Consider the following 24862-nt stretch of genomic DNA (forward strand, 5'->3'; position numbering starts at 1 on the left):
GGGTCAGCCCCATTATCCCTGAGCAAAGCACCGGGAGAAGACGCCATGAAACTGATCAGTGATACTGTCGAAGTCGGGGGAGCCAAGGGCCCGGCCAACAAGCCCATCTATCCGGTATCCACCGTCGAGCTCTGGAACCCGGCGGCCTTCATCAAGGGTCCGCCCATGGAGGAATTCGCCCGGCTGCGCGCCACCTCGCCCGTGGCCTGGAATGACGAGCCCGAAGATCGCCCCGGCTTCTGGTCGGTGACCGGCTATGACGACGTCATGAAGGTCAATGCCGACTACGAGACCTTCTCCTCCCAGAGGGGCGGCATTCTCATGGGGACCCAGCGCTCGGAAATGCAGCTGGCCAGGGCCTCCATGGACGCCATGATCAATATGGACGCCCCTTTCCACATGCAGCTCCGCATGGAGCACATGCCCTATTTCACCCCGTCCTATCTGCGGGCCCTGACCCAGAAGGTCGAGGTTGAAACCACCCGCCTGCTGGACGCCATGGCCGCCCAGGGTCGCTGTGATCTGGTGGCTGCCCTGTCTTCCCAGCTGCCCCTCTTCACCCTGTGTGAAATCCTCGGCGTGCCCGTGGAGGACCGTCCGAAGTTCCTCACCTGGATGCACTTCCTGGAAATGGCCAATTCCTTCGCCGCTGAGCGCAGCGGGTCCTCAGGGGGCATGGAGGGCGCCGCGGCAGACCTGCCGCCTGAAGCCAAAATGTTCCTCGACGCCTTCCAGGCCGCCATTTCCGAAATGTTCGAATACGGCCGCCACATGCTGCACAAGCGCCGGCTGGATCCGCAACAGGACCTGATGAGCGCCATCGCCCGGGCCCAGGTGGACGGGGCCCTGCTGGCCGATGAATACCTTGACGGCTCCTGGCTGCTGATCGTTTTCGCTGGCAATGACACCACCCGCAACACCATTTCCGGCGCCATGGAGCTGCTGACCCAGTTCCCGGACCAGAAGGCCAGGCTGATCGAGAGGCCCGAGCTCATGCCCGGCGCGGTCAATGAGATCATCCGCATGGTCAGCCCGGTGATCTACATGCGCCGCACCGCCACCCGCGACACCGAGGTCGGCGGCCAGAAGATCGCCCAGGGCGAAAAGGTCATCATGTATTACGGCGCCGCCAACCGGGACCCGGCGGTCTTCGCCAATCCCGACCAGTTCGACATCGAGCGGGCCAATGCCGACAAGCACATCGCCTTCGGCTATGGCCCCCACACCTGCATCGGCAAACAGGTGGCCAAGCTGCAGCTCGAGGCGGTCTACCGCCAGATGCTGGCCCGGTTCCCTGACATCCGCCAGTCGGGCCCCAAGGACGTGGCGGCCAACAACTTCGTCTACGCCATCCGCTCCATGCCGGTGGAATTCACGGCGGTAAAATAAGGCGTCGAAACAGGGGACAGGCGGGCTGAGGGCGGGCTATCCTGCCTTCATGACCGACACGCCCGCTTCAGAAGCCGCCCCGATCCGCCTCTATCTGGTGGACGGGTCGGCCTTCATCTTCCGCGCCTTCCACGCCCTGCCGCCCCTGACCCGCAAGACCGACGGCCTGCCCATCGGCGCCGTTTCGGGCTTCTGCAACATGCTGTGGAAGCTGCTGGTGGACATGAAGGCCCAGACCGACGCCCCGACCCATCTGGCAGTGGTCTTCGACTATTCCGGAACCACCTTCCGCAACGAGCTCTACCCCCTCTACAAGGCCCACCGCCCCCCGGCGCCCGAAGACCTGATCCCGCAGTTTCCCCTGGTCCGGGACGCCACCCGGGCCTTCGGCGTCCATGCCATCGAACTGCCCGGCTATGAGGCCGATGACCTGATCGCCGCCTATGCGGTCAAGGTGCGCGACATGGGCGGCGAGGTGATGATCGTCTCGTCGGACAAGGACCTGATGCAGCTGGTGGGCGACCGGGTCTCCATGCTCGACACCATGAAGAATGTGAAGATCGGCCCCGAGCAGGTCTTCGAGAAGTTCGGCGTGGCGCCGGACAAGGTGGTGGAGGTCCAGGCCCTCTGCGGGGATTCCGCCGACAATGTGCCCGGCGCCCCGGGCATTGGCGTCAAGACCGCCGCCCTGCTGATCAACGAATATGGCGATCTGGAAACCCTCCTGGCCCGGGCCTCGGAGATCAAGCAGGACAAGCGCCGCGAGACCCTGATCAACTTCGCCGACCAGATCCGCCTGTCCCGCCAGCTGGTCCAGCTGGACCTGGACACCCCCCTCCCCGCCGCCCTGGACGAACTGATCGTCGCCGATCCCGATCCGGTGGTCCTGGGAGACTTCCTCAATGAGATGGAATTGCGGTCCCTGAGCCGCCGGGTAGCCGGGGGCGGAACCCCCAGCCCCATCGCCCACACCATAGCCGGCGCCCACGGAGGCAAGTCGACGACGGAAGCCCAGCCGACCCCGGACCAGGTTCCCATCGACACCAGCGCCTATGCCTGTGTCCGCGACCTCGAGGCCCTGGACACCTGGATCGCCCGGGCCAAGGCCGCCGGAATCATCGCCTTCGATACCGAGACCGACGCCCTGTCTTCAGCCAATGCCGGCCTCTGCGGGGTGTCGCTCGCCGTCGGGCCCAGCCAGGCCTGCTACATCCCCCTGGGCCACGAACCCGAAGGGGGCCTGGCCTTCGACGCCCCGGCCGACCTGACCCAGATCCCGATCGCCGACGCCATGGCGCGGCTGAAGCCCCTGCTGGAGGATCCCTCCGTCCTCAAGGTGGCCCAGAACGCCAAGTACGACCTGGCCGTCCTGTCGCGCTACGGGATCGAGGTCTCGCCCATCGAAGACACCATGCTGATCAGCTATGTGCTGGAGGCGGGCCTGCACAATCACGGCATGGACGAGCTGTCGAAGATCTGGCTGGGCCACGAGCCCATCAGTTTCAAGACCGTGGCCGGGACCGGCAAGGCCCAGAAGAGCTTCAAGCATGTGGCCCTGGACGCGGCCACCACCTATGCCGCCGAAGACGCCGATGTGACCTTGCGGCTCTATCACGTCCTGCGGCCCCGCCTGCAGCCCCAGGGTCTGGTCACCGTCTATGAAACCCTGGAACGCCCCCTGCCCGCGGTCCTGGCCCAGATGGAAAACGCCGGCATCCGCGTCGACCCCGACCGCCTGCGCCAGCTGTCCCATGAGTTTTCCATGCGGATGACCGAGCTGGAGGCCCAGGCCCACGAACTGGCCGGCCACCCCTTCAACCTGGGCAGCCCCAAACAGGTGGGCGACGTCCTTTATGGCGAGATGGGCCTGAAGTCCAAGCGGACCACCGCCACAGGCGCTCAAGGGACAGACGCCTCAGTGCTGGAAGACCTGGCCGCCGAGGGCCACGCCCTGCCCCGGGTCCTGCTGGACTGGCGCCAGCTGTCAAAGCTGAAGGGCACCTATACCGACAATCTGGTGGCCGCCATCGCCCCCCGCACCGGCCGGATCCACACCTCCTACGCCATGGCCTCCACCACCACCGGGCGCCTGTCCTCCACCGATCCCAACCTGCAGAACATTCCGGTCCGCACCGAAGAGGGCCGCAAGATCCGCAAGGCCTTTGTGGCCGAGCCCGGCAAGGTGCTGATCAGCGCCGACTACAGCCAGATCGAGCTGCGCCTGCTGGCCCATATTGGCGACATCCCACAGCTGAAGAGCGCCTTCGCCCAGGGGCTGGACATCCACGCCTCGACGGCCTCGGAAATGTTCGGAGTTCCCGTCGAGGGCATGCCCGCCGAGACGCGGCGCCGGGCCAAGGCCATCAATTTCGGCATTGTTTACGGCATTTCCGCCTTCGGTCTGGCCAACCAGCTGTCCATCCCGCAGGACGAGGCCGGGGCCTATATCAAGACCTATTTCGAACGCTTCCCCGGCATCCGGGCCTATATGGACGAGATCAAGGCCCAGGCCCGGACCCACGGCTATGTGACCACCATATTCGGCCGCAAGGTCCACATTCCGGCGGTCAATTCCAAGAGCCAGGCCGAGCGGGCATTTGGCGACCGGGCCGCCATCAACGCCCCCATCCAGGGCGCGGCCGCCGATGTGATCCGCCGGGCCATGATCCGCATGCCCGCCGCCCTCAAGGCCGCCGGTCTGTCAGCGCAGATGCTGCTGCAGGTCCACGACGAACTGGTCTTCGAAGCGCCGGAAGCCGAGGCCGAGGCCTTGATCAAGGTGGCCAGGCGGGTCATGGAGGGCGCCGCCGAACCGGCCGTGGCCCTGAGCGTGCCCCTGGTGGTGGAAGCCCGGGCTGCGGGGAACTGGGATGACGCCCACTAGGACCTAGCTGCAGGCATGCCCTGACGCGAGGATCTGGTGCACAGACCCGAAGGCCGTGGCCTGCGCCTTTGCGGGCGGAAGGAGGCGATAGGTCTGGTAGTACTTGGCCAGTTCCGTCGTCGCTGCGGCAATAGCGTCGGGAGCAACGCCCTTCAGGCGCGGCGCAGGCCTGGTTCGAACCTTGCCTGACCCATCGGCCAGGCGGGCGGCTTCCACCTCGGCGTCAAAGGTCCGATATGCCGCAAACCGGATGGTGCCCTCACATTCCGGCCAGCCCTTGTAGATCTGCATGACCAGGGCCTCGAACTTCGGCAGGGGCGGCAGGGCGGCGACGCAATCCGTTCGCGGGATGAAATTGTCCAGGGTGCTGCCGAAGATCGGCTGGACGGTTTCCAGCAGGCCCGGACGGTTCAGGACTGCCTCGCAGGGCAGGGTCAACGGCCCGTCCAGATAGGCGCTGAGGATTTTCAGACCCATGGCGAACCGGTGATCGGATCCCAGCATGTCCTGCGCCTTGAGGATCTTCTCGTCAGCCAGAATGCCCTGCCCATAACCCTGGGCTTCATCAGAGGCCATGCGATCGAAATAGGGCTTGAGCAGGCGAGTCAGATAGGCCGTTTCCGACGGCGTCCGCACATAGGTCCGGATGGCGCGATAGAGGGGGGCGGCCTTCGGGTCCAGCCTGTCCAGCACATCAAGCCCTGTGGGCGGATCAGACAGGACTGTGGCCACGGCCAACTCGCGATTGCGGGCCTCATAGCGCGACCTCAGACAGTCCCGCACGGCTTTGGCGGCGACCTTTTCCGGGGTCAGGCAATCCTGCCTTTCCCTCGCCCAGGTCCGCTGGAAGCCCAGCTGGTTGGACGGCCCGCTGCGGAAGGCGCTGGTCTTCGCCTGAAAATAGAGCCGGCCCATCAGGCTGTCGGCCTCCGACAGCACCGGATCCCTGCAGATCTCGACCTCGATGGCCGCCCTGGCCAGGGCGCAGTCAAAGCTGGCGGCCTGGGCGCCCACGGCTTGAAGCAGCAGAAAGGCGAGGACGGCCATGAGGCGAAGTTTCATCGGGTGGGGTCTCCGCAGCGGGAATTCCGGACTAGCACAGGGATCACCTACGGATCACCCGTGATTTGCCCCTTGACCCGGCCCCTGGGTCCGCCCCGATAGGTATGACGGTCCGCAGATCAGAGGAGGCGTCCATGTCCGCCAAATTCCTTCGTCCGTCCCAGGCCGCCCGGCGCCACGGGATTTCGCCCAAGGCCCTGAAGCTCTATGAGGCGCAGGGTCTGGTGACCCCGGGGCGAACCCCCGCCGGCTGGCGGGCCTATGGGCCTGATGACCTGGCGCGGGTCGCGGAAATCGCCGGTCTTCGGGGACTTGGCCTGAGCCTGCGACAGGTCGCCAGCGTCCTGGCCGGCGATCTGCGCGACCTTGAGGCCGCCCTGGCTGACCAGCAGACCAGACTTGAGGGCCAATCCAGAGTCCTGTCGGGACAGATCGCCCGGCTGGGCGAGATGCGGGCGGGTCTGGCCAGGGGGCAGGCGCCCTCCGTCCAGAGCCTGACAGATCTCGCAGGAAACAGCCGCGGCCCATCCCTGAAGGTCACCCTCACCCTGCCCTGGCCGTGGGACGGCGAGCGGTTTGACCTGACCGATATCCGGGCCCTGAACTTCATCATCGGCCCCCTTGGCAGCGGCAAGACCCGGCTGGCCCAGGCCCTGGCCAGGGCCATTCCCGGCGCCGTCTTTCTGGATCCTGACCGCACATCGCCCGGCGAAGCCGCCCTGGCCGCTGACCCCGCCTGGGCCATGGGGATCAAGGCCGGACTGGACTGGCTGGCAGAGGACGGCGCAAGGCCATCAGACGCCCTCACCGCCCTGATCGCGGGCCTGGAAAACGTGGAAGCTTCGGCCATAGTCGTGGACATGGTGGAGCAGGGTCTGGATCACGCCAGCCAGGAGGCGGTGATCGCCTGGCTGAGACGGCGGGGCCCTGGCGCAACGCCCCTGTTCCTGATGACCCGGTCGAGCGCCATACTGGACCTGGCGGCCATGGGGCCCGACGAGACCCTGATCTACTGCCCGCCAAATCACAGCCCGCCCTTCCCGGTGACGCCCGTTCCCGGCGCCCATGGCTATGAGAGCGTCGCCGCCTGTCTGGGATCTCCGGCGGTGCGGGCGCGAACGGCGAACCGGCCGCCCATAGCGCCGTAGGCCTCCTCGCCATCGACGGACCGCAGACTTGGCGTTATGTCCCGGCCCATGAAGACCCGTGACGACATACTGTCCTTCCTGACCGGCCTGGGCGCCGCCCCTGTGACCACCGACCATGAGGCGGTCTTCCATGTGGGCGAGGGCGAAGGGATCAAGGACGACATTCCCGGCGCCCACACCAAGAACCTGTTCCTGAAGGACGCCAAGGGCCGGATCTGGCTGATCTCGGCGAAAGACGACACGGTCATTGACCTGAAGCGACTGCACACGGTGATCGGCTCGGCCCGCCTGTCCTTCGGGTCGGCTGACCTGATGGTCGAGGTGCTGGGGGTGACCCCCGGCTCGGTCACCGCCCTGGCCCTGATTAATGACGCCGACCGGCGGGTGACCTTTGTCCTGGACCAGGCCCTGGCCCTGGCGGATCAGGTGAATTTCCATCCCCTGACCAATACGGCCACCACCACCCTGACCCGGGAAGACTTCCGCAAATTCCTCGACGCCCTGCAGATTACCCCCCTCGTAGTGGATTTTCCGGGCATGAAGCTGGATGAGGCCGCCTTCCAGCGTTGAAGATCGGATCAATAGGGCCCATTTTGGCCTCAAGGATTTTCTGGAAGACCACTTATGACCCTGATTGGTGAAACCTCCCCCAGCGCCGCCGCCGACCTGATAAAGGACGGCACGGACCAGGGCTTCATGGCCGATGTCATCGAGACCTCGAAGACCACCCCGGTCATTGTCGACTTCTGGGCGCCCTGGTGCGGCCCCTGCAAGCAGCTGGGCCCCGCCATTGAGCGCGCGGTCCAGGCCGCCAAGGGGAAGGTCAAGCTGGTCAAGATCGACATTGACCAGCACCCCCAGTTCGCCGGCCAGCTGCGGGTCCAATCCATCCCCGCCGTCTTCGCCTTTGTGGGCGGCCGTCCGGTGGACGCCTTCAATGGCGCCCTGCCCGAGAGCCAGGTGAAGGCCTTTGTGGAAAAGCTGGCGGCCATGGCCCCGGCCGATGCGGTGGACGAGCTGCTGACCCTGGGCAAGGAGAGCCTGGATCAGGGCGATCTTGGCGGCGCAGCCCAGGCCTTCGCCCAGGTCCTGCAGGGTGATCCGGAAAACGTGAAGGCCCTGGGCGGCATGGCCCGGGTCTATCTGGAAAACGGCGACCCGGAACGGGCCCGGGAAATCGCCGACATGGCCCCGGCCGGCGCGAAGAACGCCGACCTGGACAGCGTGCGCGCAGCCCTGGCCCTGGCGGCCGAGGCCCCCTCGGATACCGCCGCCTTCGAGCAGAAGCTGGCGGCCGATCCCACAGACATGGAGGCCCGGTTCGAACTGGCCAAGGCCCTGGCCGGGCGCGGCCAGTGGCAGGGCGCCGCCGACCACCTGCTGACCCTGATCGAGCAGGACCGCACCTGGAATGACGAGGCGGCGCGCAAGCAGCTCCTCACCGTGTTTGAAGCCGCGGGGCCGGCCTCGGAAGTCGCGCGGGCCGGCCGTCGCCGCCTCTCCTCCATCCTGTTTTCCTGAGATGGGCGAGCGCGCAGTCGATCTGCCCCAGGTCATTCCCGTCTTCCCCCTGGACGGCGCCGTTCTGTTGCCCGGGGGCGAACTGCCCCTGCGGATATTCGAGCCGCGCTATCTCAACATGATTGACGACGCCATGGCCGGCGACCGGATCATCGGCATGGTCCAGACCGCCGGCGGGGAAAAATCCCGGCCGAACCTGGCCCATGTGGGCTGCGCCGGAAAGATCACCAGCTTCAATGAGGCCTCGGACGGCACCTATCTGATAACCCTCACCGGCCTCTGCCGCTTCGCCCTGGACGGCGAGCTGGCCGTACGCACCCCCTATCGCCAGGTCCGGGCCGCCTTCAGCCCCTTCGCCGTCGATCTGTCCGACGAGGACGATGGCGGCGAGGTCTTCGAGGACAGCCGTTTCGCCCGGGCCCTGAAGACCTATCTCCACCGCCAGAACCTCTCCATCGACTGGCAGAGCGCGGCGGTCGCACCCCTGGAGTCCCTGGTCAACAGTCTCGCCATGGGCCTGCCCTTTTCCCCTGCCGAAAAGCAGGCCCTGCTGGAGGCGGCCGACCTGACGGAACGCACGGAAATCCTCACCACCCTGCTCGAGATCGACGCCCAGAACTGGGATGACGACTCGCCGACCACCTTGCAGTAGACTTGACCCCATGACCGATGACGCCCTGCCCGACATGATGATGGACGAGATCGACCCCCGCCTGCTGGAGGTGCTGGTCTGTCCCGTGACCCACGGCCCCCTGGACTATGACCGGGCCCGCAGCGAGCTGGTCAGTAAGAAGGCCAAGCTGGCCTATCCCATCCGCGACGGCGTGCCGATCATGCTGCCGGAAGAGGCCCGCGACCTTTCCTGACAGGAACCGCCCATGACGCAGACCCTGAACCGATATGGCCGGATCTGCGCCGAGATCTATGATCTCGACAAGCCCGTGGGCTCCCTGTTTGACGGCCCCTATTATCAGGCCCGGCTGAAGGGCCTGGAGGGCCCCATACTCGAGGCCGCCGTGGGAACCGGTCGGCTGATGGTGTCCCTGCTGGACGCCGGTCTGGATGTGGGTGGCTTTGACCACTCGCAGGACATGCTCGACCTTTGTACGGCCAATGCTGCGGACCACGGCCATGCACCCAAACTCTTCCGGGCGCGGTTTACGGACTTCGACGCCCCAGGCCAGGCCGCCATCATCGTGCCGGCCAGCTCCTTCACCCTGATTGACGACTTCGATGAAGCCATGGCGGTCCTGGCCCGCTTCCATGACCAGCTGGCCCCCGGCGGCCTGTTGCTGGCGGACCTGCCGCCCCTGAGCTTCCTCGACGCCCCCAGCGGCCTGAGGTCCTGGACCGCGGCCAATGGCGACCTCCTGACCCTGGACAGCAGGATGGTCCGCAAGGACGTCGTGGCCCAGAAGCGGCTCAACCATGACCGCTATGAGCGCTGGCGGGACGGCCGCCTGCTGGAAACCGAGCTTGAGCTCTTCGCCTATCGGGTCTGGGGGGTGAAGGAGTTTGAAATGGCCCTGGCCCGGGTCGGCTTCACCGACATCGAGGTCTGCGGCAACTACCGCGTGGGCAAGCCGCCAAAGGCCGGGGACGGGATTTTCAACTTTTCTGCAAGAAGGCCCGCCTGGAGCACACCGCGATAAGTGGGAACCGGTTATCGCGAAAAGCGTGCTCCAAACCTTTGAACTAGAGCGCCTCACCTCGCAACAGCCGGGGCAGATCGCCCACCGCGCCGCCAGCTTCATGCATGAAGAGCCGTCTGGCCGGGCCGATCCTGTTGACCACCGCCATGCCGACCCCCCGGGCGAACCGCAGCAGGGGATTGTCGTTGGAAAACACCCGGACAAAGAGGTCGAAGGCCGCCGCCAGCATGACATTGTCGAACTGCCGCCAGGCGGAATAGCGCTGGAGCACCAGTTCTGAACCTATGTCCTCGCCGATCCGGGCAGCCTCGGTCAGGACCTGGGCCAGGGCGGCCGCATCCTTCAGGCCAAGATTCAGGCCCTGGCCGGCAATGGGATGGACCCCGTGGGCGGCGTCGCCCAGCAGGACGGCCCGCGGCGCGGTCAACCGGTCAGCCAGCTGCAGGGACAGGGGATAGATGAAGACCTGACCCTCCACCTGGACATCCCCCAGGAATTCGCCGAACCGGCGCATGAGATGGGCGTGGAAGACTTCCGGCCGGGCGGCTTTCAGGGCCTTGGCGTGGGGGGTGGTCTCGGTCCAGACCAGGCTGGCCCGGTTTTCGGTCAGGGGCAGTATGGCGAAGGGGCCGCCGGGCAGGAAGTATTCGTGGGCCACGCCCTCATGGGGCTGTTCCAGGCGCACGGTCGCCACCACGCCCATCTGGCCATAGTCCCAGCCGGTGACGCCAATTCCAGCCGCCTCACGGATCACGGAACCGCGGCCTTCGGCGCCGACCACCAGGGGCGCCCGCAGGACGCGGCCATCCTCCAGGCGGACTTCGGCGGCGTCATCCTTCAGTTCAACCCCGGCCACCCGGGCCGGTGCAAGGACGGGTATGTCCTGACGCAGGACCTCGGCCGCCAGGGCGGCGCGGGTCCGGCGGTTTTCCAGTAGATAGCCCAGGGGCTCGCCCTCCGACCGGTCGGCGATCTCGGCGGAATCAAAGCGCAGATAAAAGGGCGAGTGCGGGCCGACCGAGGCGCCCGGGCGACGGCCGTCTGTCACCAGGATCTGCTCGATCCTCTGGGCGTGGGGCTCGAGATCGGCCGCCAGGCCCAGGGTCCGCCATTGGCGGAAGCTGGCATAGGCGATGGCCGCCGAACGGCCGTCAAAGGTCTCTTCCAGCTGGGCGTCGAACACCACAGGATCGATCAACAGGGGCCTTAAGCCCCCATGCTTCAGGGCCAGGGCCAGGGTGGCGCCCGCCATGCCGGCGCCGGCGATGATCACATCGGCGTCGAAACTGTCGGGGGCCGGCTGGTTCTTACTCTTCCCCGCCATCGGGCAACCCCATCATATGGAATCCGGCGTCCACGTGGACGATTTCCCCGGTGGTCGAGCGACCAAGGTCGGACAGCAGCCAGAGGGCCGCGCCGGCCACGCCTTCCATGGAGGTGTCCTCCTTCAGGGCCGACAGGGCCCGGCCCTGGGCCAGCATGCCCCGGCCGCCGGAAATCCCGGCCAGGGACAGTGTCTTCATGGCGCCGGCCGAAATCGCATTGCAGCGGATTCCCTTGGGGCCCAGGTCCCGGGCGATATAGCGGGTGGCCGCTTCCAGGGCCGCCTTGGCGACGCCCATGGTGTTGTAGTTGGGAATGGCCCGCTCCGACCCCAGATAGGTCATGGAGATCAGGGAGCCGCCGTCGGGCATGATCTTCGCCGAACGCCGGGCGCAGTCCACAAAGCTGTAGGCGGAAATGTCCATGGCCTGGAGGAAGCCCTCCCGGGTGGCGTTGTCCACGAAGGAGCCCTTGATCTGGTCGCGGGGGGCGAAGGCCAGGCAGTGGACGAAGAAGTCGATCTTGCCGAAGGCCTTTTCCACCGTGTCGAAGGCGGCGTCCATTGAGGCGTCGTCTGTGACATCCGCTGGCGCCAGGACCTTGATGCCCGCCTCTGCGGCCAGGGCCAGAACCCGGCGTTCCATGGCGGGAAGATAGAGCAGGGCCACTTCAGCGCCCTGGGCCACCAGCTGCAGGGTGATGCCCCAGGCGATGGACTGGTGGTTGGCCACCCCGGTCACAATCCCCTTCTTGCCCTTCATCAGCTCGCCCTTGAGCATCTGATATTCGTCGGCCATGAGGCGTCTCCTGCAGAAGTTTTACGTCGGACCCGGGATCAGACCCGGGCCATCACCAGGCAGCCATTGGTGCCGCCAAAGCCGAAGCTGTTGGACATGACCGTCTCGACCTGCCGGTCCTCCCGCTTGCGCAGGATGGGCAGGCCCTCAAAGATCGGGTCGAGGTTTTCGATGTGCGCGCTCTCGGCCAGGAAGCCGTTATTGAGCATGAGCAGGCTGTAGATCGCCTCCTGCACCCCGGCGGCGCCCAGGCTGTGGCCGGTCAGGGACTTGGTGGACGAGATGAAGGGGGCGGCGTCGCCGAACACTTCCCGGACCGCGCCCATTTCCTTTTCATCCCCCACCGGCGTCGAGGTGCCGTGCGGGTTCAGATAATCGATCTTGCGGCCGCCAGCGCCGGCCCAGGCCATGCGCATGCAGCGCACAGCGCCTTCGCCGGAAGGGGCGACCATGTCATGTCCGTCAGAATTGGCGGCGTAGCCCACCACTTCACCATAGATCTTGGCCCCGCGAGCCTTGGCGCGCTCGTATTCCTCCAGCACCAGAATGCCGGCGCCGCCGGCGATGACGAAGCCGTCGCGGGCCGCGTCATAGGCGCGGCTGGCCACGGCGGGGGTGTCGTTGAAGTTGGAGCTCATGGCGCCCATGGCGTCGAACAGGACCGACAGGGACCAGTCCAGCTCCTCGGTTCCACCGGCAAAGACCACGTCCTGCTTGCCCATGGCGATCTGCTCATAGCCGACGCCGATGCAGTGGGTGGAGGTGGCGCAGGCCGAGGAGATCGAGAAGTTGAGGCCGCGGATCTTGAACCAGGTGGACAGGGTCGCCGAGGCGCCCGAGCTCATGGCCTTGGGCACGGCGAACGGGCCGATGCGCTTGGGGCCGCGTTCTTTGGCCGTTGCCGCCGCCTCGATGATCGCCCGGGTGGACGGGCCGCCCGAACCGACGATCAGGCCGGTCATGTCGTTGGAGACCTCGTCGGGCCCCAGGCCGGAATCAGCGATGGCCTGTTCCATGGCGATATGGCCATAGCCCGTGCCCTGGGACAGGAACCGGGCCGCCCTGCGGTCGACCATGGCCTCCCAGTCGATCTGCGGCGCAGCGTGCACCTGACTGCGGAAGCCGATTTCGGCGTATTCCGGCGCCGCAATGATCCCGGACTTCGCCTCGCGCAGGGAAGCCAGGACTTCGTTGGAATTGTTGCCGATGGACGAGACAATGCCCATCCCGGTGACGACGACGCGACGCATGTTTCCTGCCCCCTGTGGCAAAGGCCGAAGGTCCCTGATCAGGGCCTCTGGTAAAGTCCGACCCGCAGGTCTTGAGCCCAATAGATAGGTACGCCATCGGCTTCCAGCACGCCGTCGCCAATGCCCATTACGAGGCGGCGATTGATGACGCGCTTCATTTCGATCTTGTAGGTGACAAGCTTGATGTCCGGGGTGACTTCCCCGCCGAACTTGACCTCGCCACAGCCGAGCGCACGGCCGCGACCCTTGCCGCCGATCCAGCCCAGATAGAAGCCGACCAGCTGCCAGAGGGCGTCAAGACCCAGGCTGCCAGGCATGACGGGGTCGCCAAGGAAGTGGCAGTCGAAAAACCAGTGGCTCGGATCAATGTCGAACTCGGCGTGGATGATGCCCTTGCCATGCTCGCCGCCGACATCGTCGATCTGGATGATGCGGTCGAAGAGCAGCATGGGAGGCGCCGGAAGCTGGGCGTTGCCCGGTCCGAACATGTCGCCCCGGGCGCAGGCCAGGAGCTCTTCCTTGCTGTATTGGGCTTGAGCCTTGGGGCCCGCATATTGGTTTTCAGTGGTCACGTGGCGTTTTCTTTCGATTGGCGGCAAGGGCTATCAGAGCCGGGCGGCTTGCTCAATGTCCGGAATTGGATGTCAGGTCGGGCCGCAGGGCGGCGCCGCATTGGGGACTTGCGTCCAGACCCCACACCTGCGGGCTTGGAATCCAGCCGGTGACTCCATCAACCTTGATCTTGCACCAGCCTCTTTCATCACATTTGGTCAGGCCGGCTATGGCCCGGGGCCGCAGATAGGCCACGACCCGGGCGCTTTCCTTGCCGCTGCTGTGGACGGCCAGGGGGCGCATCTGGGTGCGGATCACCGTCCGCGGCGCATCCGTCGTCCGCTTGTGAACCCAGGCCAGTCCGCCGTCCGGATCACAGATCCGGCGCCATTCCGTATTCTCGGCCACCACCTGAACCGGCAGGCCCCTGGCGTGGTAGACCCAGAGAAGCCGGTGGTCGTCCCCGGGACCGCCCCGGGCGTTCACCGTCTGGAATTTCAGCGAGACATAGCGCGGCACGGGAAAACCAGAGGGCGTATTCGCCTCCGGGGCCGCCCATGCAGCGGCAGAGGCGGCGCTGGCTGCCGCCAGAATTGTCATCAACCTGCGCCCATTGGCTCTGGGAGGGCGAGGCTTGCCTTGGCCGTTCATGCCCCCTTTGCTAGAGGTTTGGACGCAAACGCGCTAGACCCTTAAGGTCTGACGTGAAACCACGAGAGGCCGGGGCGCTCCCAGGCGCCCGTCTCTCGATTACTTTTTGAAGTCTGCCCGCCATGCCCACGCGAAAGCCGCACGTCATCGTCACCCGACGGCTCCCTGATTCCGTCGAAACGCGCATGCGCGAGCTGTTCGACACCCGGCTGAACCTGGAAGACCGGCCCTTTTCCCGGCAGGAACTGATCGACGCCGTGGGCAGTTGCGACGCCCTTGTCGCCACCATCACCGACAAGATCGACGCCGAAGTCCTCGCCCATGCTGGCGAGCGCCTGAAACTGATCGCCAATTTCGGGGCCGGGGTCGATCACATTGACGTGGCCGCCGCCCATGCGAAGGGCATTCTGGTCACCAACACCCCCGGCGTCCTGACCGAAGACACCGCCGACCTGACCCTGGCCCTGATGATGGCTGTCTCCCGGCGGATCGTCGAAGGCGCCAATGTGGCCCAGGCCGGAGACTTCACCGGCTGGGCGCCAACCTGGATGATGGGCCGGCGGATTTCGGGCAAGCGGCTTGGAATCATCGGCATGGGCCGGATCGGTCAGGCGGTCGCCCGCCGGGCCCGGGCCTTCGGCATGCAGATCCACTATCACAACCGCAAGCCGGTCAGCCCCCGGATCGCCGAGGAACTGGAGGCCACCTACTGGGAGAGCCTGGACCAGATGCTGGCGCGGATGGACATCATCTCGGTCAACTGCCCGCACACGCCCGCCACCTATCACCTGCTTTCGGCCCGCCGCCTCAAACTGATGTCGCCCCACGCCGTTCTGGTGAACACCGCCCGGGGTGAAATCATCGACGAGAGCGCCCTGGCCGACATCCTCGCAGCCGGCGGCATAGCTGGCGCGGGACTGGACGTCTTCGAGTTCGAACCGGCCATCAATCCCAAACTGCTGGACCTGCCCAACGCCGTCCTCCTGCCGCACCTGGGTTCGGCCACGGTGGAGGCCCGCACGGAAATGGGCGAGAAGGTCATCATCAACCTCAAGACCTGGATGGACGGTCACCGACCGCCGGACCGGGTCCTGTCGTCAATGCTGTAGGTTTTTTGTTTTCGCGCATTTTGTCCGAAAACCGGTTCCCACTTTTCGGAATGCGCTAGCCGCCGCACACGGTGCAGCCAGGATCCGCGCCGATCCTCACCGTCCGGGTCTGGGCCGACAGGGCGTCATAGATCAGCAGTCGCCCGGTGAGGGCCTCTCCCGCACCGGTGATCACCTTGATCGCCTCCAGGGCCATCATCGAGCCGATCACCCCGGCCAGGGCGCCGATCACCCCCACGGCCGAGCAGGTCTCGGCGTCGGGCGGGATTTCAGGAACCAGGCAGCGATAGCAGGGCCTGGCGCCAAATACCCCGACCTGACCGGTCCAGCGACCAATGGCCCCCGAAACCAGGGGCAGGCCCAGCTGGACGCAGGCGCCATTGACCGCAAACCGGGTGGCGAAATCATCCGTGCCGTCCAGGACCAGGTCATGACCGCTCAGCAGGTCCACAGCGGTTTCAGCTGTCAGGGCCGCCCGGAGGCCGTTGATCTTCACATGATGGTTGAGGGCGGCCAGGCGCTCTGCAGCCGCCTCAACCTTTGGCCGCCCCAGATCGCCATCGGCATACAGCACCTGACGCTGCAGATTGCTGAGGTCGACAATGTCTGGATCAATGAGGGTCAGGGATCCCACCCCGGCGGCGGCCAGATAGAGGCTGACCGGAGCGCCAAGACCCCCTGCACCGACCACCGCGACCTTCGCCGCCTTCAGGGCCTGCTGGCCAGGGCCGCCCACCTCACGCAGGACCAGATGCCGGGCATAGCGCTCGACCTCGTCATCGCTGAAGCTCATGCCTAGACCACGTAACGGGCGCGGCGCGCCCTGTGGATGGCGCCTTCCAGGGCGTCGGCGAACTGGGCCTTTTCGGTGGGTCCCAGGGCCCGGGCCACCTGGGCCTCCTTGCCGGACAGGGCGACCCGCAGGTCCTGCAACTGGTCGTCATCGGCATAGAGATTGACCCGGGTGAAGGCGGTCGGGCTTTCCCAGACCAGCCGCACGGCCTTGGGGGTCTCATGGGTGATGCGAACGCTGCGGTCGGTCACCAGGACCCGCTCGATCTGACGGGCCGCCGCATAGCTGGCCAGGAAAGCCACCAGGATCGCCAGAACGTCCAGGCCCAGGAAGAAGGGGACGAAATAGGCCCCCATGGCCAGGAAGACGGCGGCGCATATGCAGTTCACCACCGTCACCACGGTGATCAGTATGATGAACCCCTTTTCCGACAGGGACCTGTGCGGCCGGATTTCGGCATCCATGAAGACGAGATCGTCCAAAGCCTCAAGCCTCGCGAAAATCGGACATGGCCCTAGAACTACGCCTGACGGGGCCTTGGCGAAAGGGGGGCGATCGCGTCATGGTCGGGGAATGGCCACCTCCCCCAGATCGACGCCCGCACGACGGCTTTCCACAGCCGAGCGGGCCCGCATTGCCGAGATCTTCGCCCGGTTCGAGACCGTGTCCGAGGACCCCCGCACCGAGCTGGACTATACCAGCCCCTACACCCTGGTGACCGCGGTCGCCCTGTCGGCCCAGGCCACGGACGTGCAGGTCAACAAGGCGACCGCGAAACTGTTCGCGGCGGCCGATACGCCCCAGGCCATGCTGGCCCTGGGCGAAGAGGGCCTGATCCCCCTCATCTCCTCCATCGGCCTCTTCCGGACCAAGGCGAAGAATGTCCTGGCGGCGGCGAAGATCATTGTCGAACAGCATGGCGGCGAGGTTCCCCTGAACCGCCAGGACCTCCAGGCCCTGCCTGGTGTCGGCCGCAAGACCGCCAGCGTGGTGCTGAATGAACTGGGCATTGAGCCCGCCATAGCCGTCGACACCCATGTCTTCCGGGTCTCGCACAGGTTGGGCCTGGCCCGGGGCAAGACCCCCGATCAGGTGGAGGCCGAGCTCATGGCCATTGTCCCGGACGCCGCCAAGGTCAGGGCCCACCATTGGCTGATCCTGCATGGACGCTATGTCTGCCTGGCCCGGCGACCGAAATGCGAAGAGTGCGTCCTGGCCGATCTCTGCCCTTCTAAGGGCAAGGCCTAGGGAATCAGCCGGGCGGGAAGGTCCAGGTCGCAGACGGTGAAGTCAGCGCCCCTTGCCTGGCGCGCCCTTGAAGCCAGCTTGCGGAAAGCTGCCGACCTGGCGTCCATAACCTCGACCCGGGGCCGCTCGCCGGGCGCCAGATCAGACGCCACCGTCACCTTCAGCATCTTGTCGGGCGCTGTCGGGGGCTCGCCCACGGCCATGGCCCGCACCACCTCCAGACCCAAAACCACCTTGCCCCAGACCGTGTAGTCCCGGTCGAGGCGCCGGCTGGACTCCCGCATGAAGAAGATCTCGGAATTGGCGCTGCCCGGATCGGCCTGGCGGCCCATGCCGGCGACGCCCGGGCAATAGGCCCCCCAGAGCCGCACCTTGCCTTCTGCGGAACGGGAAGCTTCCGCCAACGAGACCGCCTCAACGGGAACAGGGCCGACAAATCCCTGCTGGCTGTCGGTGGCTGACCGGACCGGGGAGAACGAACCAGGCGCCAGACGGGCGATGAATTCCGGCGCCAGGTCCGGATGACTCGAAACCCCGCCATCGCGGTTGTTGGGGTTTCCGGTCTGGTCGACAAAGCCCTCGATCACCCGGTGGAACTGAAGGCCGTCATAGACATGCTCCCGGGCCAGCAGCCGGATCCGCTCGACCGCCCTGGGCGCCAGATCTGGCGCCATGGCCACAAGTATGCGGCCCTTTGTCGTGTCGATGACCAGCAGGTTTTCAGGATCCACCGGCGTCCAGCCAGAAGACCTGGCCGGTGCCGCCCCGGCGGCGGATGCGGCCAGCAGGGCCGCTGTCAGGGCGGCGAAAAGCGGTATTCGAGCCATGATCCAGAACGCCTTCTTAAAATTCCCGGACTATAGAGGCTGCAGGCGCCTGCGCCTGCGTTGCCCCAGCCCGGCTTTACCTGTAGTCAGCCGCCCAAGTCGACCTTGCCGAAAGTTCCTGCCCCATGACGCTGCTTTATGACGTCGCCGCCATCGGCAATGCCATTGTCGATGTGATCGCGCCAGCGGAAGACGCCTTCCTCACAGCCGAGGGCCTGGACAAGGGCGCCATGATGCTGGTGGACGAGGCCCGCAGCACAGACCTCTATTCCCGCATGGCCGCCGGGGTTGAGACCTCGGGCGGGTCGGCCGGCAACACCATTGCCGGCGTCGCCAGCTTCGGCGGACGCGCCGCCTATCTGGGCAAGGTCGCCAAGGACCAGCTTGGGGATGTCTTCGCCCACGACATGCGGGCCATAGGCGCCCATTTCGACACCCCGCCCCTGATCGGCGGCCCGGCCACCGCCCGCAGCCTGATCAATGTGACCCCGGACGGCGAGCGCACCATGTGCACCTTCCTGGGCGCCTCCACTGAATTCACCGCTGAGGATGTCGACGCAAAGGTCATCGAGGCCGCGAAGATCGTCTATCTGGAAGGCTATCTGTTCGACGCCGAGTCCGCCCGCCGGGCCTTCGCCAAGGCCGCAGGCCTGGCCAGGGCCAGCGGCCGGATGATCGCCCTGACCCTGTCCGATGGCTTCGTGGCCGAGCGTCATCGCGAAGGTCTGCTGGCCTTCCTGGAAACCCAGGTGGATCTGGTCTTCGCCAACCACACCGAAGTCTGCACCCTGTTCGAGACCGACAACTTCCTGGAAGCCCTCAGCCGCCTGCGGACCAAGGTGAAGCTGGCGGCCGTGACCCGCGGGGCCGATGGCTCGGTCATCCTGCGCGGAACCGAAACCGTCGAAGTCGGCGCCTATCCCGTGGACAAGGTGATCGACACCACCGGCGCGGGCGATCAGTACGCCGCCGGCTTCATGTTCGGCCTGGCGGCCGACCGGCCCCTGCAGGTCTGTGGCCAGCTGGGGTCTCTGGCGGCGGCGGAAGTCATCTCGCACTATGGCCCCCGGCCCCAGGTTCGCCTGGCCGATCTGGCCGCGCAGAAGGGACTGTGACCATGGCGCGCACTGCCGAGGTTGTTCGCAATACCAGGGAAACCCAGATCGAGATCAGCCTTGATCTCGACGGAACCGGCGTGGCCGACGTCGCCACCGGTATCGGCTTCCTCGATCACATGCTGGACAGCTTTGCCCGTCATGGCGGCTTTGACCTGAAGGTCCGCACCAAGGGCGACCTGCACATCGACCAGCACCACACGGTGGAAGACACCGGCATTGTCCTGGGTCTGGCCTTCAACAAGGCCCTGGACGGCTTCAAGGGCGTCCGGCGTTTCGGCCACGCCTATATCCCCATGGACGAAACCCTGACCCGGTGCGCCCTGGACCTGTCCAACCGCCCCTATCTGATCTGGAAGGTGGCGTACAAGACCCCCAAGGTCGGCGACATGGACACCGAGCTGTTCAAGGAATTCCACCACGCCTTCGCCATGAACTGCGGCGCCTGTGTGCATCTGGAAACCCTCTATGGGGACAACAGCCACCACATAGCCGAGAGCGGCTTCAAGGCCCTGGCCCGCGCCCTGCGCGACGCCGTCGAGCTGGACCCCAAGACCCTGGGTCAGGCGCCTTCCACCAAGGGCGTACTCTGAAGCCCCATGAACAAGGTCGCCCTGATCGACTATGGCTCGGGCAATCTGCGCTCGGCCGAAAAGGCGCTCATCCGCGCCGCTGACGGCGGGGCGGAGATCGTCGTCACCTGCGCGCCGCAGGAGATCCTGGCCGCCGACCGCATAGTCCTTCCCGGGGTGGGCGCCTTCGCCGCCTGCATCCGCGCCTTCCAGGCCAGACCAGGTCTCGAGGATGCGCTCAATGAAGCGGTCCGCCACAAGGGCCGGCCCTTTCTGGGCATATGTGTCGGCATGCAGCTCATGGCCAGCCGCGGCCTGGAGTTCGGCGAGACTGCGGGCCTGGGCTGGATCGCCGGGGATGTGAAGCGCATCACCCCCAACAGCCCCGAGGCCAAGGTGCCCCACATGGGCTGGAACAGCCTGATTGATCCGCAGGGGCCGCCTCTGATCGCCCGGATCGGCGACGATCCCATGTATTTCACCCACTCCTTCGCATTCTTTCCGGACGACCCCGCCCATGTGGCGGCATATGTCGATCACGGCGGACCTTTCCCCGCCGCCGTCGCCCGGGACAATTTCGCGGGCGTGCAGTTTCACCCTGAAAAGTCACAGAGCGCCGGTCTGGCCCTGCTGGCGCGGTTCCTGGAGTGGCGACCTTGATTCTTTATCCGGCCATCGATCTGAAAGACGGCCAGTGCGTGCGCGTCCTGCATGGCGACCTCAATACGGCGACGGTGTTCAACGCCTCGCCCTCCGACCAGGCCAGGACCTGGGCCGACGCCGGTTTCCACTGGCTGCACGTGGTGGACCTGAACGGCGCTGTTGAAGGCCGGGCGATCAATGAGAAGGCCGTCGAGGCCATTCTCGAATCCGTCTCGGTGCCGGTCCAGCTGGGCGGCGGCATCCGCTCCCTCAAGGACATTGAACGGTGGATCGAGGCCGGGGTCTCCCGGGTGATCCTCGGCACCATCGCCGTGACCCTGCCGCACATTGTCAATGAAGCCTCCTTCCTCTGGCCCGAGCAGATCGCGGTCAGCGTCGACATCCGCGGCGGCAAGGTGGCCACCCAGGGCTGGACCGAAAGCACCGATCTTGACGCGGTCACCGTGGCCAAGCGGTTCGAAGACGGCGGGGTTGGCGCCCTGATCATCACCGACATCGACCGGGACGGCACGGTCATGGGCTTCAATGTCGAGGCCTTTGGCGCAATCGCCGACGCCGTCTCCATTCCGGTCATCGCCGCCGGGGGCCTGGCCACTGTGGACGACATTGTCCGTCTGCAGGCCTATAAGGGCACGCCCATCGCCGGGGCCGTTCTTGGTCGCGCCCTCTATAACGGCGCCATCAACCCGGCCGAGGCCCTGAAAGTCGCCCTCTGATGCTCAAGGTTCGCGTCATACCCTGTCTGGACGTCAAGGATGGCCGGGTGGTCAAGGGCGTGAACTTTGTCTCCCTGCGCGACGCCGGCGATCCGGTGGAACAGGCCAGCGCCTATGACGCAGCCGGCGCGGATGAGCTGATGTTCCTGGACATCACCGCCAGCCATGAGGGGCGCGGCGCCATTCTCGATGTCATCGCCCGGACCGCTGATGTCTGCTTCATGCCCCTGTCGGTGGGCGGCGGAATCCGCAAGGTCGAGGACGCCCGGCGTCTGTTGCTGGCCGGCGCCGACAAGATCAGCGTCAATACGGCGGCGGTGGAGAACCGGGCCCTTATCAGCGACTGCGCCGACGCCTTCGGATCCCAGGCCGTTGTGGTCGCCATTGACGCCAAGCGCACCCCGGACGGGGACTGGCGGGTTTTCACCTATGGCGGACGGACCGACACCGGCCTGGACGTGGTGGACTATGCCGTCGACGCCGTGAAGCGCGGCGCGGGCGAGATCCTGCTGACCTCCATGGACCGGGACGGCGCCAAGACCGGCTATGACCTCGACCTGCTGAAAGCCGTCACCTCGGCGGTCAATGTGCCGGTGATCGCCTCAGGCGGCGCCGGAAACGCCCGGCACATGGTGGACGCCGTCCTGACCGGCGGCGCGGATGCTGTTCTCGCTGCATCGATTTTCCACTTTGGCGAAGTTTCCATATCCCAGGTCAAGGCGGCCATGGCCGCAGCGCGCATACCTGTTCGCCAATTACCTGATCACCTGTCGGAGAAATTCGCATGAGCCGGTTTTCAGACGCCCTGGATCGCCTGTCAGCGACCATCGAGGCCCGCAAGGGCGCCGATCCCGCCAGCTCCTATACCGCCCAGCTCCTATCCCAGGGGGTGGAGCGCACCGCCAAGAAGTTCGGCGAGGAAGCGGTCGAGGTCGTGATTTCCGCGGTTCAGCGGGACAAGGACGGCCTGGCCGCCGAGAGCGCGGATCTGGTCTATCACTTCCTGGTCCTGCTGGCGGCCTCCGGGGTCACCCTGGACGACATCGCCTCCTGGCTGGAGAGCCGCGAAGGCCGGTCAGGCCTGGAAGAAAAGGCCTGGCGCAAGCAATAGATTCACCCGGCTCTGGCCTGGAAGGGCCACCAGCTGCGGATCCAGGTCACGAACCGGTCCCACAGGCTTGGCGGCGCCGCTGGTTTGGCGGGCACGAACCAGGACGGCGCGGCCGGCGGGGCGCAGTTCATCCGCATGCCGGTCCCCTTCAGGAAACCCCGGCGGATCTCTCCGGCGCGAATGGCGGCCTTGACCTTCCTGTCATGGGCCGCAGCGCCGCTGAGTTTACGCACCCAGCCGCGAAACGGCAGGACCGAGCGGGTCTTGTCGCGCACTTCGGCCAGACCAGCCCCCTTCACTTCATCGGCGATCTTCGCGGCCCGACTTCTGGTGTCCGGAGGCGGCGCCTCATCCAGATCGGGGCCGAGGGCCGCGTCCAGACGGCCGATTTCAGCCGCAATGGGTTCACATCGATCAAGCCCCGTCAGGGCATAGGGATCGGACCTGGCCCGGGACAGGACCTCCGGAATCGGCGTTTCCTTCAGGTTGAGGTCTTCCAGGGGCGCCAGGACCGCATCCCTTACGGTTTCCCGTGGGTGCACGCTGCCCTGGTCGGCGGCGGCGGCCGGACTGGCGAGACCCAGGGCGAGCAGGAGGGGCAGGACGTGGCGCATGGCCTGCGAGCCTAGACCCAATCGCGCTTGTTTTGCAGGCGCCTTGCTGGCGGCGGCTCCCTCCGCTGAGATTTGGGGCTGGTCAGATGCACCGCTTGCGGCAATCCTGCACCCATGGCGCTCAACTCCCTCACCACCCGCATTCTCGCCGGCCTGATTCTGGGCCTGGTCCTTGGCGCCCTGTCGCCGCACCTGGCGCCGCCCCTGGCTGCGCAGCTGGTCTCCACCAGTGAGGCCCTTGGCGGCATATGGCTCGACGCCTTGCGCATGACCATCATTCCCCTGGTCTTTTCCCTGCTGGTGGTGGGCGTCGCCCAGGCCGCTGGCGCCATGAAGAGCGGCGGCCTGCCCGGCCAGAGCCTGCTGGCCTTCGCTGTCATGTTGCTGGCTTCGACCACCATCGCGGCCTTCGCCACCCCTGCCCTGCTGGAAATCTGGCCCGCGGCCGGGCCTGCGGCCGAGGCCCTGCGCGCCTCAGCCCAGGGTCTGGGATCCCAGGTCCCGGCTTCGCCGCCCATCACGGAAATGCTGAAGTCCTTCATTCCCGCCAACCCGGTCAAGGCGGCGGCAGAAGGCGCCATGGCCTCCATTGTCTTCTTCGGTCTGGTGTTTGGTCTGGCCGCGACCCGTCTGGAAGCCGGTCGTCGCGACACCCTGTTTGGTCTGTTCGACGCCATCCAGGCCACCATGATGGTGATCGTCGACTGGGTGCTGAAGATCGCCCCCGTGGGGGTCTTCCTCCTGGCCTTTGTGGTCGGCGCCCGGACCGGCTTCGGCGCTGTGGGCATACTCAGCCAGTATGTGGTCATTGTCTCGATCATGTGCCTGCTGGCCGGGGTGCTTGGCCTGCTCATGGCGATCTTTGGCGGCCGGGTTCCCGTGGGCAAGCTGTTCACGGCCCTGATTCCGGTGGAGGCCATGGCCATCTCGACCCAGTCCTCCCTCGCCTCCCTGCCGGTCATGCTGGAAGCCACCGAAAAGCTGGGCGTCCCCCAGGGCGTGCGGGGTCTGGTCCTGCCCATGGCCGTGGCCCTGTTCCGCATCACCAGTCCGGCCGGCAATCTGGCTGTGGCCATCTATGTGGCGCACATTTACGGGGTGCATCTGGGCCCGGCCCAGCTGGCGGTGGGCGTCGTGGTCGCCTGCATCGTCAGCCTGGCGGCCGTTGGCGTCGCCAGTTCCGTGACCTTCTTCACAACCCTGGTGCCGATCTGCGGGGCCATGGGTGTTCCCATGGAACTCCTGCCCCTGCTTCTGGCCGTGGAAACCTTCCCTGACTTTTCCCGGACCATAGGCAATGTCACGGGCGATGTGGGCATCACCGCCTGGGCGGCGCGCTGGGGCAAGGGCAAGGCGGAGTCCTAGGTCCGCGGGTGACGTTTGAGGGCCACATAGAGGGCTCCTTCCCCTCCGTGTCGCCGCTGCGCCTCTGAAATTCCGGCCACCACATCGCGAAGTCTGGCGTCGGCCAGCCATTCCGGGGTCATGCGCCGCAGGATTCCATCGCCGCGCACCCCCTTGCCGGTAATCACCAGAACCGCCCGCATGCCCTCATTCCAGCTGCGGAAGATGAAGGCCTCCAGCACGATCCGCGCCCGGGCCTGATCCATGCCGTGCAGGTCGATATGGGCGCCGATCGGGTCGCGTTCCTTTGCAATGCGATGACGACGCCCGGGCTCAATGGTTTTGGATGGCGGCGGCGGCGCCATGCGGGGCCCTGTGGGAACCGGCCCGGGGATCAGTCCGCCTATTCCCGGCTTCTGCGGCGAGAGGGCGTCGCCCAGGGGCTGGGGATCGCCCGAGGCCTGCGGCCTTTCCGGGTGGCTGCGTCCCGGCAGAGGGTGGACCGTCGAGGCCACCATGGA

The 24862-nt window shown here is 66.2% G+C and carries 28 protein-coding genes; 17 read left to right on the forward strand and 11 right to left on the reverse strand.

Features of this window, described 5'->3' with window-relative positions:
* Positions 1-45: 45 nt before the first annotated feature.
* Together CFE28_00945 and CFE28_00950 are read left to right on the forward strand one after the other, a co-directional pair.
* Positions 46-1389 (forward strand): cytochrome P450, encoded by a 1344-nt coding sequence (locus CFE28_00945; GenBank protein ID OYU68691.1) that lies wholly within the window; start codon positions 46-48, stop codon positions 1387-1389.
* A 49-nt stretch (positions 1390-1438) separates the two neighbouring features.
* Positions 1439-4273, forward strand: a complete 2835-nt coding sequence (locus CFE28_00950; protein ID OYU68692.1) for a DNA polymerase I — start codon at positions 1439-1441, stop codon at positions 4271-4273.
* 3 nt (positions 4274-4276) lie between these two features.
* On the opposite strand, the gene CFE28_00955 is transcribed toward CFE28_00950, so the two are convergent.
* A complete protein-coding gene (locus CFE28_00955) occupies positions 4277-5320 on the reverse strand; it encodes a hypothetical protein (GenBank protein ID OYU68693.1) in 1044 nt (347 codons plus the stop codon).
* 149 nt (positions 5321-5469) lie between these two features.
* On the opposite strand from CFE28_00955, the gene CFE28_00960 reads away from it, so the two are divergent.
* The 6 genes from CFE28_00960 to CFE28_00985 are packed head-to-tail and all read left to right on the forward strand — an operon-like array spanning position 5470 to position 9656.
* The gene (locus CFE28_00960; GenBank protein ID OYU68694.1) at positions 5470-6483 is read left to right on the forward strand and encodes a MerR family transcriptional regulator; all 1014 of its coding nucleotides are present in this window, start codon (positions 5470-5472) and stop codon (positions 6481-6483) included.
* Between the two features lie 48 nt (positions 6484-6531).
* Complete coding sequence (locus CFE28_00965; protein OYU71484.1) at positions 6532-7053, forward strand: DNA-binding protein; 522 nt, start codon at positions 6532-6534, stop codon at positions 7051-7053.
* 54 nt (positions 7054-7107) lie between these two features.
* Complete coding sequence (locus CFE28_00970) at positions 7108-8004, forward strand: co-chaperone YbbN (GenBank protein ID OYU68695.1); 897 nt, start codon at positions 7108-7110, stop codon at positions 8002-8004.
* Between the two features lies 1 nt (position 8005).
* The gene (locus tag CFE28_00975) at positions 8006-8656 is read left to right on the forward strand and encodes a peptidase S16 (protein OYU68696.1); all 651 of its coding nucleotides are present in this window, start codon (positions 8006-8008) and stop codon (positions 8654-8656) included.
* A gap of 10 nt (positions 8657-8666) precedes the next feature.
* Positions 8667-8870: a hypothetical protein gene (locus CFE28_00980; GenBank protein ID OYU68697.1), complete on the forward strand. Its 204-nt coding sequence runs from the start codon at positions 8667-8669 to the stop codon at positions 8868-8870.
* Between the two features lie 12 nt (positions 8871-8882).
* Positions 8883-9656: an SAM-dependent methyltransferase gene (locus tag CFE28_00985; protein OYU68698.1), complete on the forward strand. Its 774-nt coding sequence runs from the start codon at positions 8883-8885 to the stop codon at positions 9654-9656.
* A gap of 43 nt (positions 9657-9699) precedes the next feature.
* Here the strand turns inward: CFE28_00985 and CFE28_00990 are convergent, their stop codons facing one another.
* From CFE28_00990 to CFE28_01010, 5 genes are read right to left on the reverse strand one after another with little or no spacing between them, the layout of a single operon-like run.
* Positions 9700-10980, reverse strand: a complete 1281-nt coding sequence (locus tag CFE28_00990) for a 2-octaprenyl-6-methoxyphenyl hydroxylase (GenBank protein OYU68699.1) — start codon at positions 10978-10980, stop codon at positions 9700-9702.
* Positions 10964-11776 (reverse strand): enoyl-ACP reductase, encoded by an 813-nt coding sequence (locus CFE28_00995; protein ID OYU68700.1) that lies wholly within the window; start codon positions 11774-11776, stop codon positions 10964-10966. The genes CFE28_00990 and CFE28_00995 overlap by 17 nt, the downstream gene beginning before the upstream one ends.
* Positions 11777-11814: 38 nt before the next feature.
* On the reverse strand, positions 11815-13026 hold the full coding sequence (locus CFE28_01000; GenBank protein OYU68701.1) for a beta-ketoacyl-[acyl-carrier-protein] synthase I: 1212 nt from the start codon (positions 13024-13026) through the stop codon (positions 11815-11817).
* A gap of 38 nt (positions 13027-13064) precedes the next feature.
* A complete protein-coding gene (gene fabA / locus CFE28_01005; GenBank protein ID OYU68702.1) occupies positions 13065-13598 on the reverse strand; it encodes a 3-hydroxyacyl-[acyl-carrier-protein] dehydratase FabA in 534 nt (177 codons plus the stop codon).
* 52 nt (positions 13599-13650) lie between these two features.
* Positions 13651-14178 carry a hypothetical protein gene (locus tag CFE28_01010; GenBank protein ID OYU68703.1) on the reverse strand — a complete coding sequence of 176 codons (528 nt, stop codon included), beginning with the start codon at positions 14176-14178 and terminating at the stop codon, positions 13651-13653.
* A gap of 173 nt (positions 14179-14351) precedes the next feature.
* Here CFE28_01010 and CFE28_01015 point away from each other — a divergent pair, with 173 nt between their 5' ends.
* Positions 14352-15338 carry a D-glycerate dehydrogenase gene (locus CFE28_01015; GenBank protein ID OYU68704.1) on the forward strand — a complete coding sequence of 329 codons (987 nt, stop codon included), beginning with the start codon at positions 14352-14354 and terminating at the stop codon, positions 15336-15338.
* A gap of 55 nt (positions 15339-15393) precedes the next feature.
* Here the strand turns inward: CFE28_01015 and CFE28_01020 are convergent, their stop codons facing one another.
* Positions 15394-16131: a molybdopterin biosynthesis protein MoeB gene (locus CFE28_01020; GenBank protein OYU68705.1), complete on the reverse strand. Its 738-nt coding sequence runs from the start codon at positions 16129-16131 to the stop codon at positions 15394-15396.
* A gap of 2 nt (positions 16132-16133) precedes the next feature.
* Positions 16134-16613 (reverse strand): hypothetical protein, encoded by a 480-nt coding sequence (locus CFE28_01025; protein OYU68706.1) that lies wholly within the window; start codon positions 16611-16613, stop codon positions 16134-16136.
* Between the two features lie 91 nt (positions 16614-16704).
* Here CFE28_01025 and nth point away from each other — a divergent pair, with 91 nt between their 5' ends.
* On the forward strand, positions 16705-17379 hold the full coding sequence (gene nth / locus CFE28_01030) for an endonuclease III (protein ID OYU68707.1): 675 nt from the start codon (positions 16705-16707) through the stop codon (positions 17377-17379).
* Here the strand turns inward: nth and CFE28_01035 are convergent.
* Entirely contained in the window at positions 17376-18206 is an 831-nt protein-coding gene (locus tag CFE28_01035) for a peptidylprolyl isomerase (GenBank protein OYU68708.1), read from the reverse strand. The genes nth and CFE28_01035 overlap by 4 nt on opposite strands.
* A gap of 125 nt (positions 18207-18331) precedes the next feature.
* On the opposite strand from CFE28_01035, the gene CFE28_01040 reads away from it, so the two are divergent.
* The 6 genes from CFE28_01040 to CFE28_01065 are packed head-to-tail and all read left to right on the forward strand — an operon-like array spanning position 18332 to position 22383.
* A complete protein-coding gene (locus CFE28_01040; protein ID OYU68709.1) occupies positions 18332-19321 on the forward strand; it encodes an adenosine kinase in 990 nt (329 codons plus the stop codon).
* 2 nt (positions 19322-19323) lie between these two features.
* Entirely contained in the window at positions 19324-19914 is a 591-nt protein-coding gene (locus CFE28_01045) for an imidazoleglycerol-phosphate dehydratase (protein ID OYU68710.1), read from the forward strand.
* A gap of 6 nt (positions 19915-19920) precedes the next feature.
* The gene (hisH, locus tag CFE28_01050; protein OYU68711.1) at positions 19921-20553 is read left to right on the forward strand and encodes an imidazole glycerol phosphate synthase subunit HisH; all 633 of its coding nucleotides are present in this window, start codon (positions 19921-19923) and stop codon (positions 20551-20553) included.
* On the forward strand, positions 20541-21272 hold the full coding sequence (gene hisA, locus CFE28_01055; GenBank protein ID OYU68712.1) for a 1-(5-phosphoribosyl)-5-[(5-phosphoribosylamino)methylideneamino]imidazole-4-carboxamide isomerase: 732 nt from the start codon (positions 20541-20543) through the stop codon (positions 21270-21272). The genes hisH and hisA overlap by 13 nt, the downstream gene beginning before the upstream one ends.
* Positions 21272-22060 carry an imidazole glycerol phosphate synthase subunit HisF gene (locus CFE28_01060; protein ID OYU68713.1) on the forward strand — a complete coding sequence of 263 codons (789 nt, stop codon included), beginning with the start codon at positions 21272-21274 and terminating at the stop codon, positions 22058-22060. Before hisA ends, CFE28_01060 begins: the two co-directional genes overlap by 1 nt.
* The gene (locus CFE28_01065; protein OYU68714.1) at positions 22057-22383 is read left to right on the forward strand and encodes a phosphoribosyl-ATP diphosphatase; all 327 of its coding nucleotides are present in this window, start codon (positions 22057-22059) and stop codon (positions 22381-22383) included. The genes CFE28_01060 and CFE28_01065 overlap by 4 nt, the downstream gene beginning before the upstream one ends.
* 2 nt (positions 22384-22385) lie before the next feature.
* Here the strand turns inward: CFE28_01065 and CFE28_01070 are convergent, their stop codons facing one another.
* Positions 22386-22997: a hypothetical protein gene (locus CFE28_01070; GenBank protein OYU68715.1), complete on the reverse strand. Its 612-nt coding sequence runs from the start codon at positions 22995-22997 to the stop codon at positions 22386-22388.
* A gap of 114 nt (positions 22998-23111) precedes the next feature.
* Between CFE28_01070 and CFE28_01075 the strand changes: the two genes are divergently transcribed.
* Positions 23112-24362, forward strand: a complete 1251-nt coding sequence (locus tag CFE28_01075) for a dicarboxylate/amino acid:cation symporter (GenBank protein OYU68716.1) — start codon at positions 23112-23114, stop codon at positions 24360-24362.
* Here CFE28_01075 and CFE28_01080 read toward each other — a convergent pair.
* Positions 24359-24859 carry a DNA mismatch repair protein MutS gene (locus CFE28_01080; GenBank protein ID OYU68717.1) on the reverse strand — a complete coding sequence of 167 codons (501 nt, stop codon included), beginning with the start codon at positions 24857-24859 and terminating at the stop codon, positions 24359-24361. The two genes, CFE28_01075 and CFE28_01080, sit on opposite strands and share 4 nt — an antisense overlap.
* Positions 24860-24862: the final 3 nt, after the last annotated feature.

It is taken from the genome of Alphaproteobacteria bacterium PA2 (assembly GCA_002256425.1).
Taxonomy (GTDB): Bacteria; Pseudomonadota; Alphaproteobacteria; order Caulobacterales; family Caulobacteraceae; genus Phenylobacterium.

What these genes read in the sequence shown, in the direction of transcription:
- CFE28_00945 (OYU68691.1), top strand. Translation starts at nt 46, where the DNA reads ATGAAACTGATCAGTGATACTGTCGAAGTCGGGGGAGCCAAGGGCCCG.
- CFE28_00950 (OYU68692.1), top strand. Translation starts at nt 1,439, where the DNA reads ATGACCGACACGCCCGCTTCAGAAGCCGCCCCGATCCGCCTCTATCTG.
- CFE28_00955 (OYU68693.1), bottom strand. Translation starts at nt 5,320, where the DNA reads ATGGCCGTCCTCGCCTTTCTGCTGCTTCAAGCCGTGGGCGCCCAGGCC.
- CFE28_00960 (OYU68694.1), top strand. Translation starts at nt 5,470, where the DNA reads ATGTCCGCCAAATTCCTTCGTCCGTCCCAGGCCGCCCGGCGCCACGGG.
- CFE28_00965 (OYU71484.1), top strand. Translation starts at nt 6,532, where the DNA reads ATGAAGACCCGTGACGACATACTGTCCTTCCTGACCGGCCTGGGCGCC.
- CFE28_00970 (OYU68695.1), top strand. Translation starts at nt 7,108, where the DNA reads ATGACCCTGATTGGTGAAACCTCCCCCAGCGCCGCCGCCGACCTGATA.
- CFE28_00975 (OYU68696.1), top strand. Translation starts at nt 8,006, where the DNA reads ATGGGCGAGCGCGCAGTCGATCTGCCCCAGGTCATTCCCGTCTTCCCC.
- CFE28_00980 (OYU68697.1), top strand. Translation starts at nt 8,667, where the DNA reads ATGACCGATGACGCCCTGCCCGACATGATGATGGACGAGATCGACCCC.
- CFE28_00985 (OYU68698.1), top strand. Translation starts at nt 8,883, where the DNA reads ATGACGCAGACCCTGAACCGATATGGCCGGATCTGCGCCGAGATCTAT.
- CFE28_00990 (OYU68699.1), bottom strand. Translation starts at nt 10,980, where the DNA reads ATGGCGGGGAAGAGTAAGAACCAGCCGGCCCCCGACAGTTTCGACGCC.
- CFE28_00995 (OYU68700.1), bottom strand. Translation starts at nt 11,776, where the DNA reads ATGGCCGACGAATATCAGATGCTCAAGGGCGAGCTGATGAAGGGCAAG.
- CFE28_01000 (OYU68701.1), bottom strand. Translation starts at nt 13,026, where the DNA reads ATGCGTCGCGTCGTCGTCACCGGGATGGGCATTGTCTCGTCCATCGGC.
- CFE28_01010 (OYU68703.1), bottom strand. Translation starts at nt 14,178, where the DNA reads ATGACAATTCTGGCGGCAGCCAGCGCCGCCTCTGCCGCTGCATGGGCG.
- CFE28_01015 (OYU68704.1), top strand. Translation starts at nt 14,352, where the DNA reads ATGCCCACGCGAAAGCCGCACGTCATCGTCACCCGACGGCTCCCTGAT.
- CFE28_01020 (OYU68705.1), bottom strand. Translation starts at nt 16,131, where the DNA reads ATGAGCTTCAGCGATGACGAGGTCGAGCGCTATGCCCGGCATCTGGTC.
- nth (OYU68707.1), top strand. Translation starts at nt 16,705, where the DNA reads ATGGCCACCTCCCCCAGATCGACGCCCGCACGACGGCTTTCCACAGCC.
- CFE28_01035 (OYU68708.1), bottom strand. Translation starts at nt 18,206, where the DNA reads ATGGCTCGAATACCGCTTTTCGCCGCCCTGACAGCGGCCCTGCTGGCC.
- CFE28_01040 (OYU68709.1), top strand. Translation starts at nt 18,332, where the DNA reads ATGACGCTGCTTTATGACGTCGCCGCCATCGGCAATGCCATTGTCGAT.
- CFE28_01045 (OYU68710.1), top strand. Translation starts at nt 19,324, where the DNA reads ATGGCGCGCACTGCCGAGGTTGTTCGCAATACCAGGGAAACCCAGATC.
- hisH (OYU68711.1), top strand. Translation starts at nt 19,921, where the DNA reads ATGAACAAGGTCGCCCTGATCGACTATGGCTCGGGCAATCTGCGCTCG.
- CFE28_01060 (OYU68713.1), top strand. Translation starts at nt 21,272, where the DNA reads ATGCTCAAGGTTCGCGTCATACCCTGTCTGGACGTCAAGGATGGCCGG.
- CFE28_01065 (OYU68714.1), top strand. Translation starts at nt 22,057, where the DNA reads ATGAGCCGGTTTTCAGACGCCCTGGATCGCCTGTCAGCGACCATCGAG.
- CFE28_01070 (OYU68715.1), bottom strand. Translation starts at nt 22,997, where the DNA reads ATGCGCCACGTCCTGCCCCTCCTGCTCGCCCTGGGTCTCGCCAGTCCG.
- CFE28_01075 (OYU68716.1), top strand. Translation starts at nt 23,112, where the DNA reads ATGGCGCTCAACTCCCTCACCACCCGCATTCTCGCCGGCCTGATTCTG.
- CFE28_01080 (OYU68717.1), bottom strand. Translation starts at nt 24,859, where the DNA reads ATGGTGGCCTCGACGGTCCACCCTCTGCCGGGACGCAGCCACCCGGAA.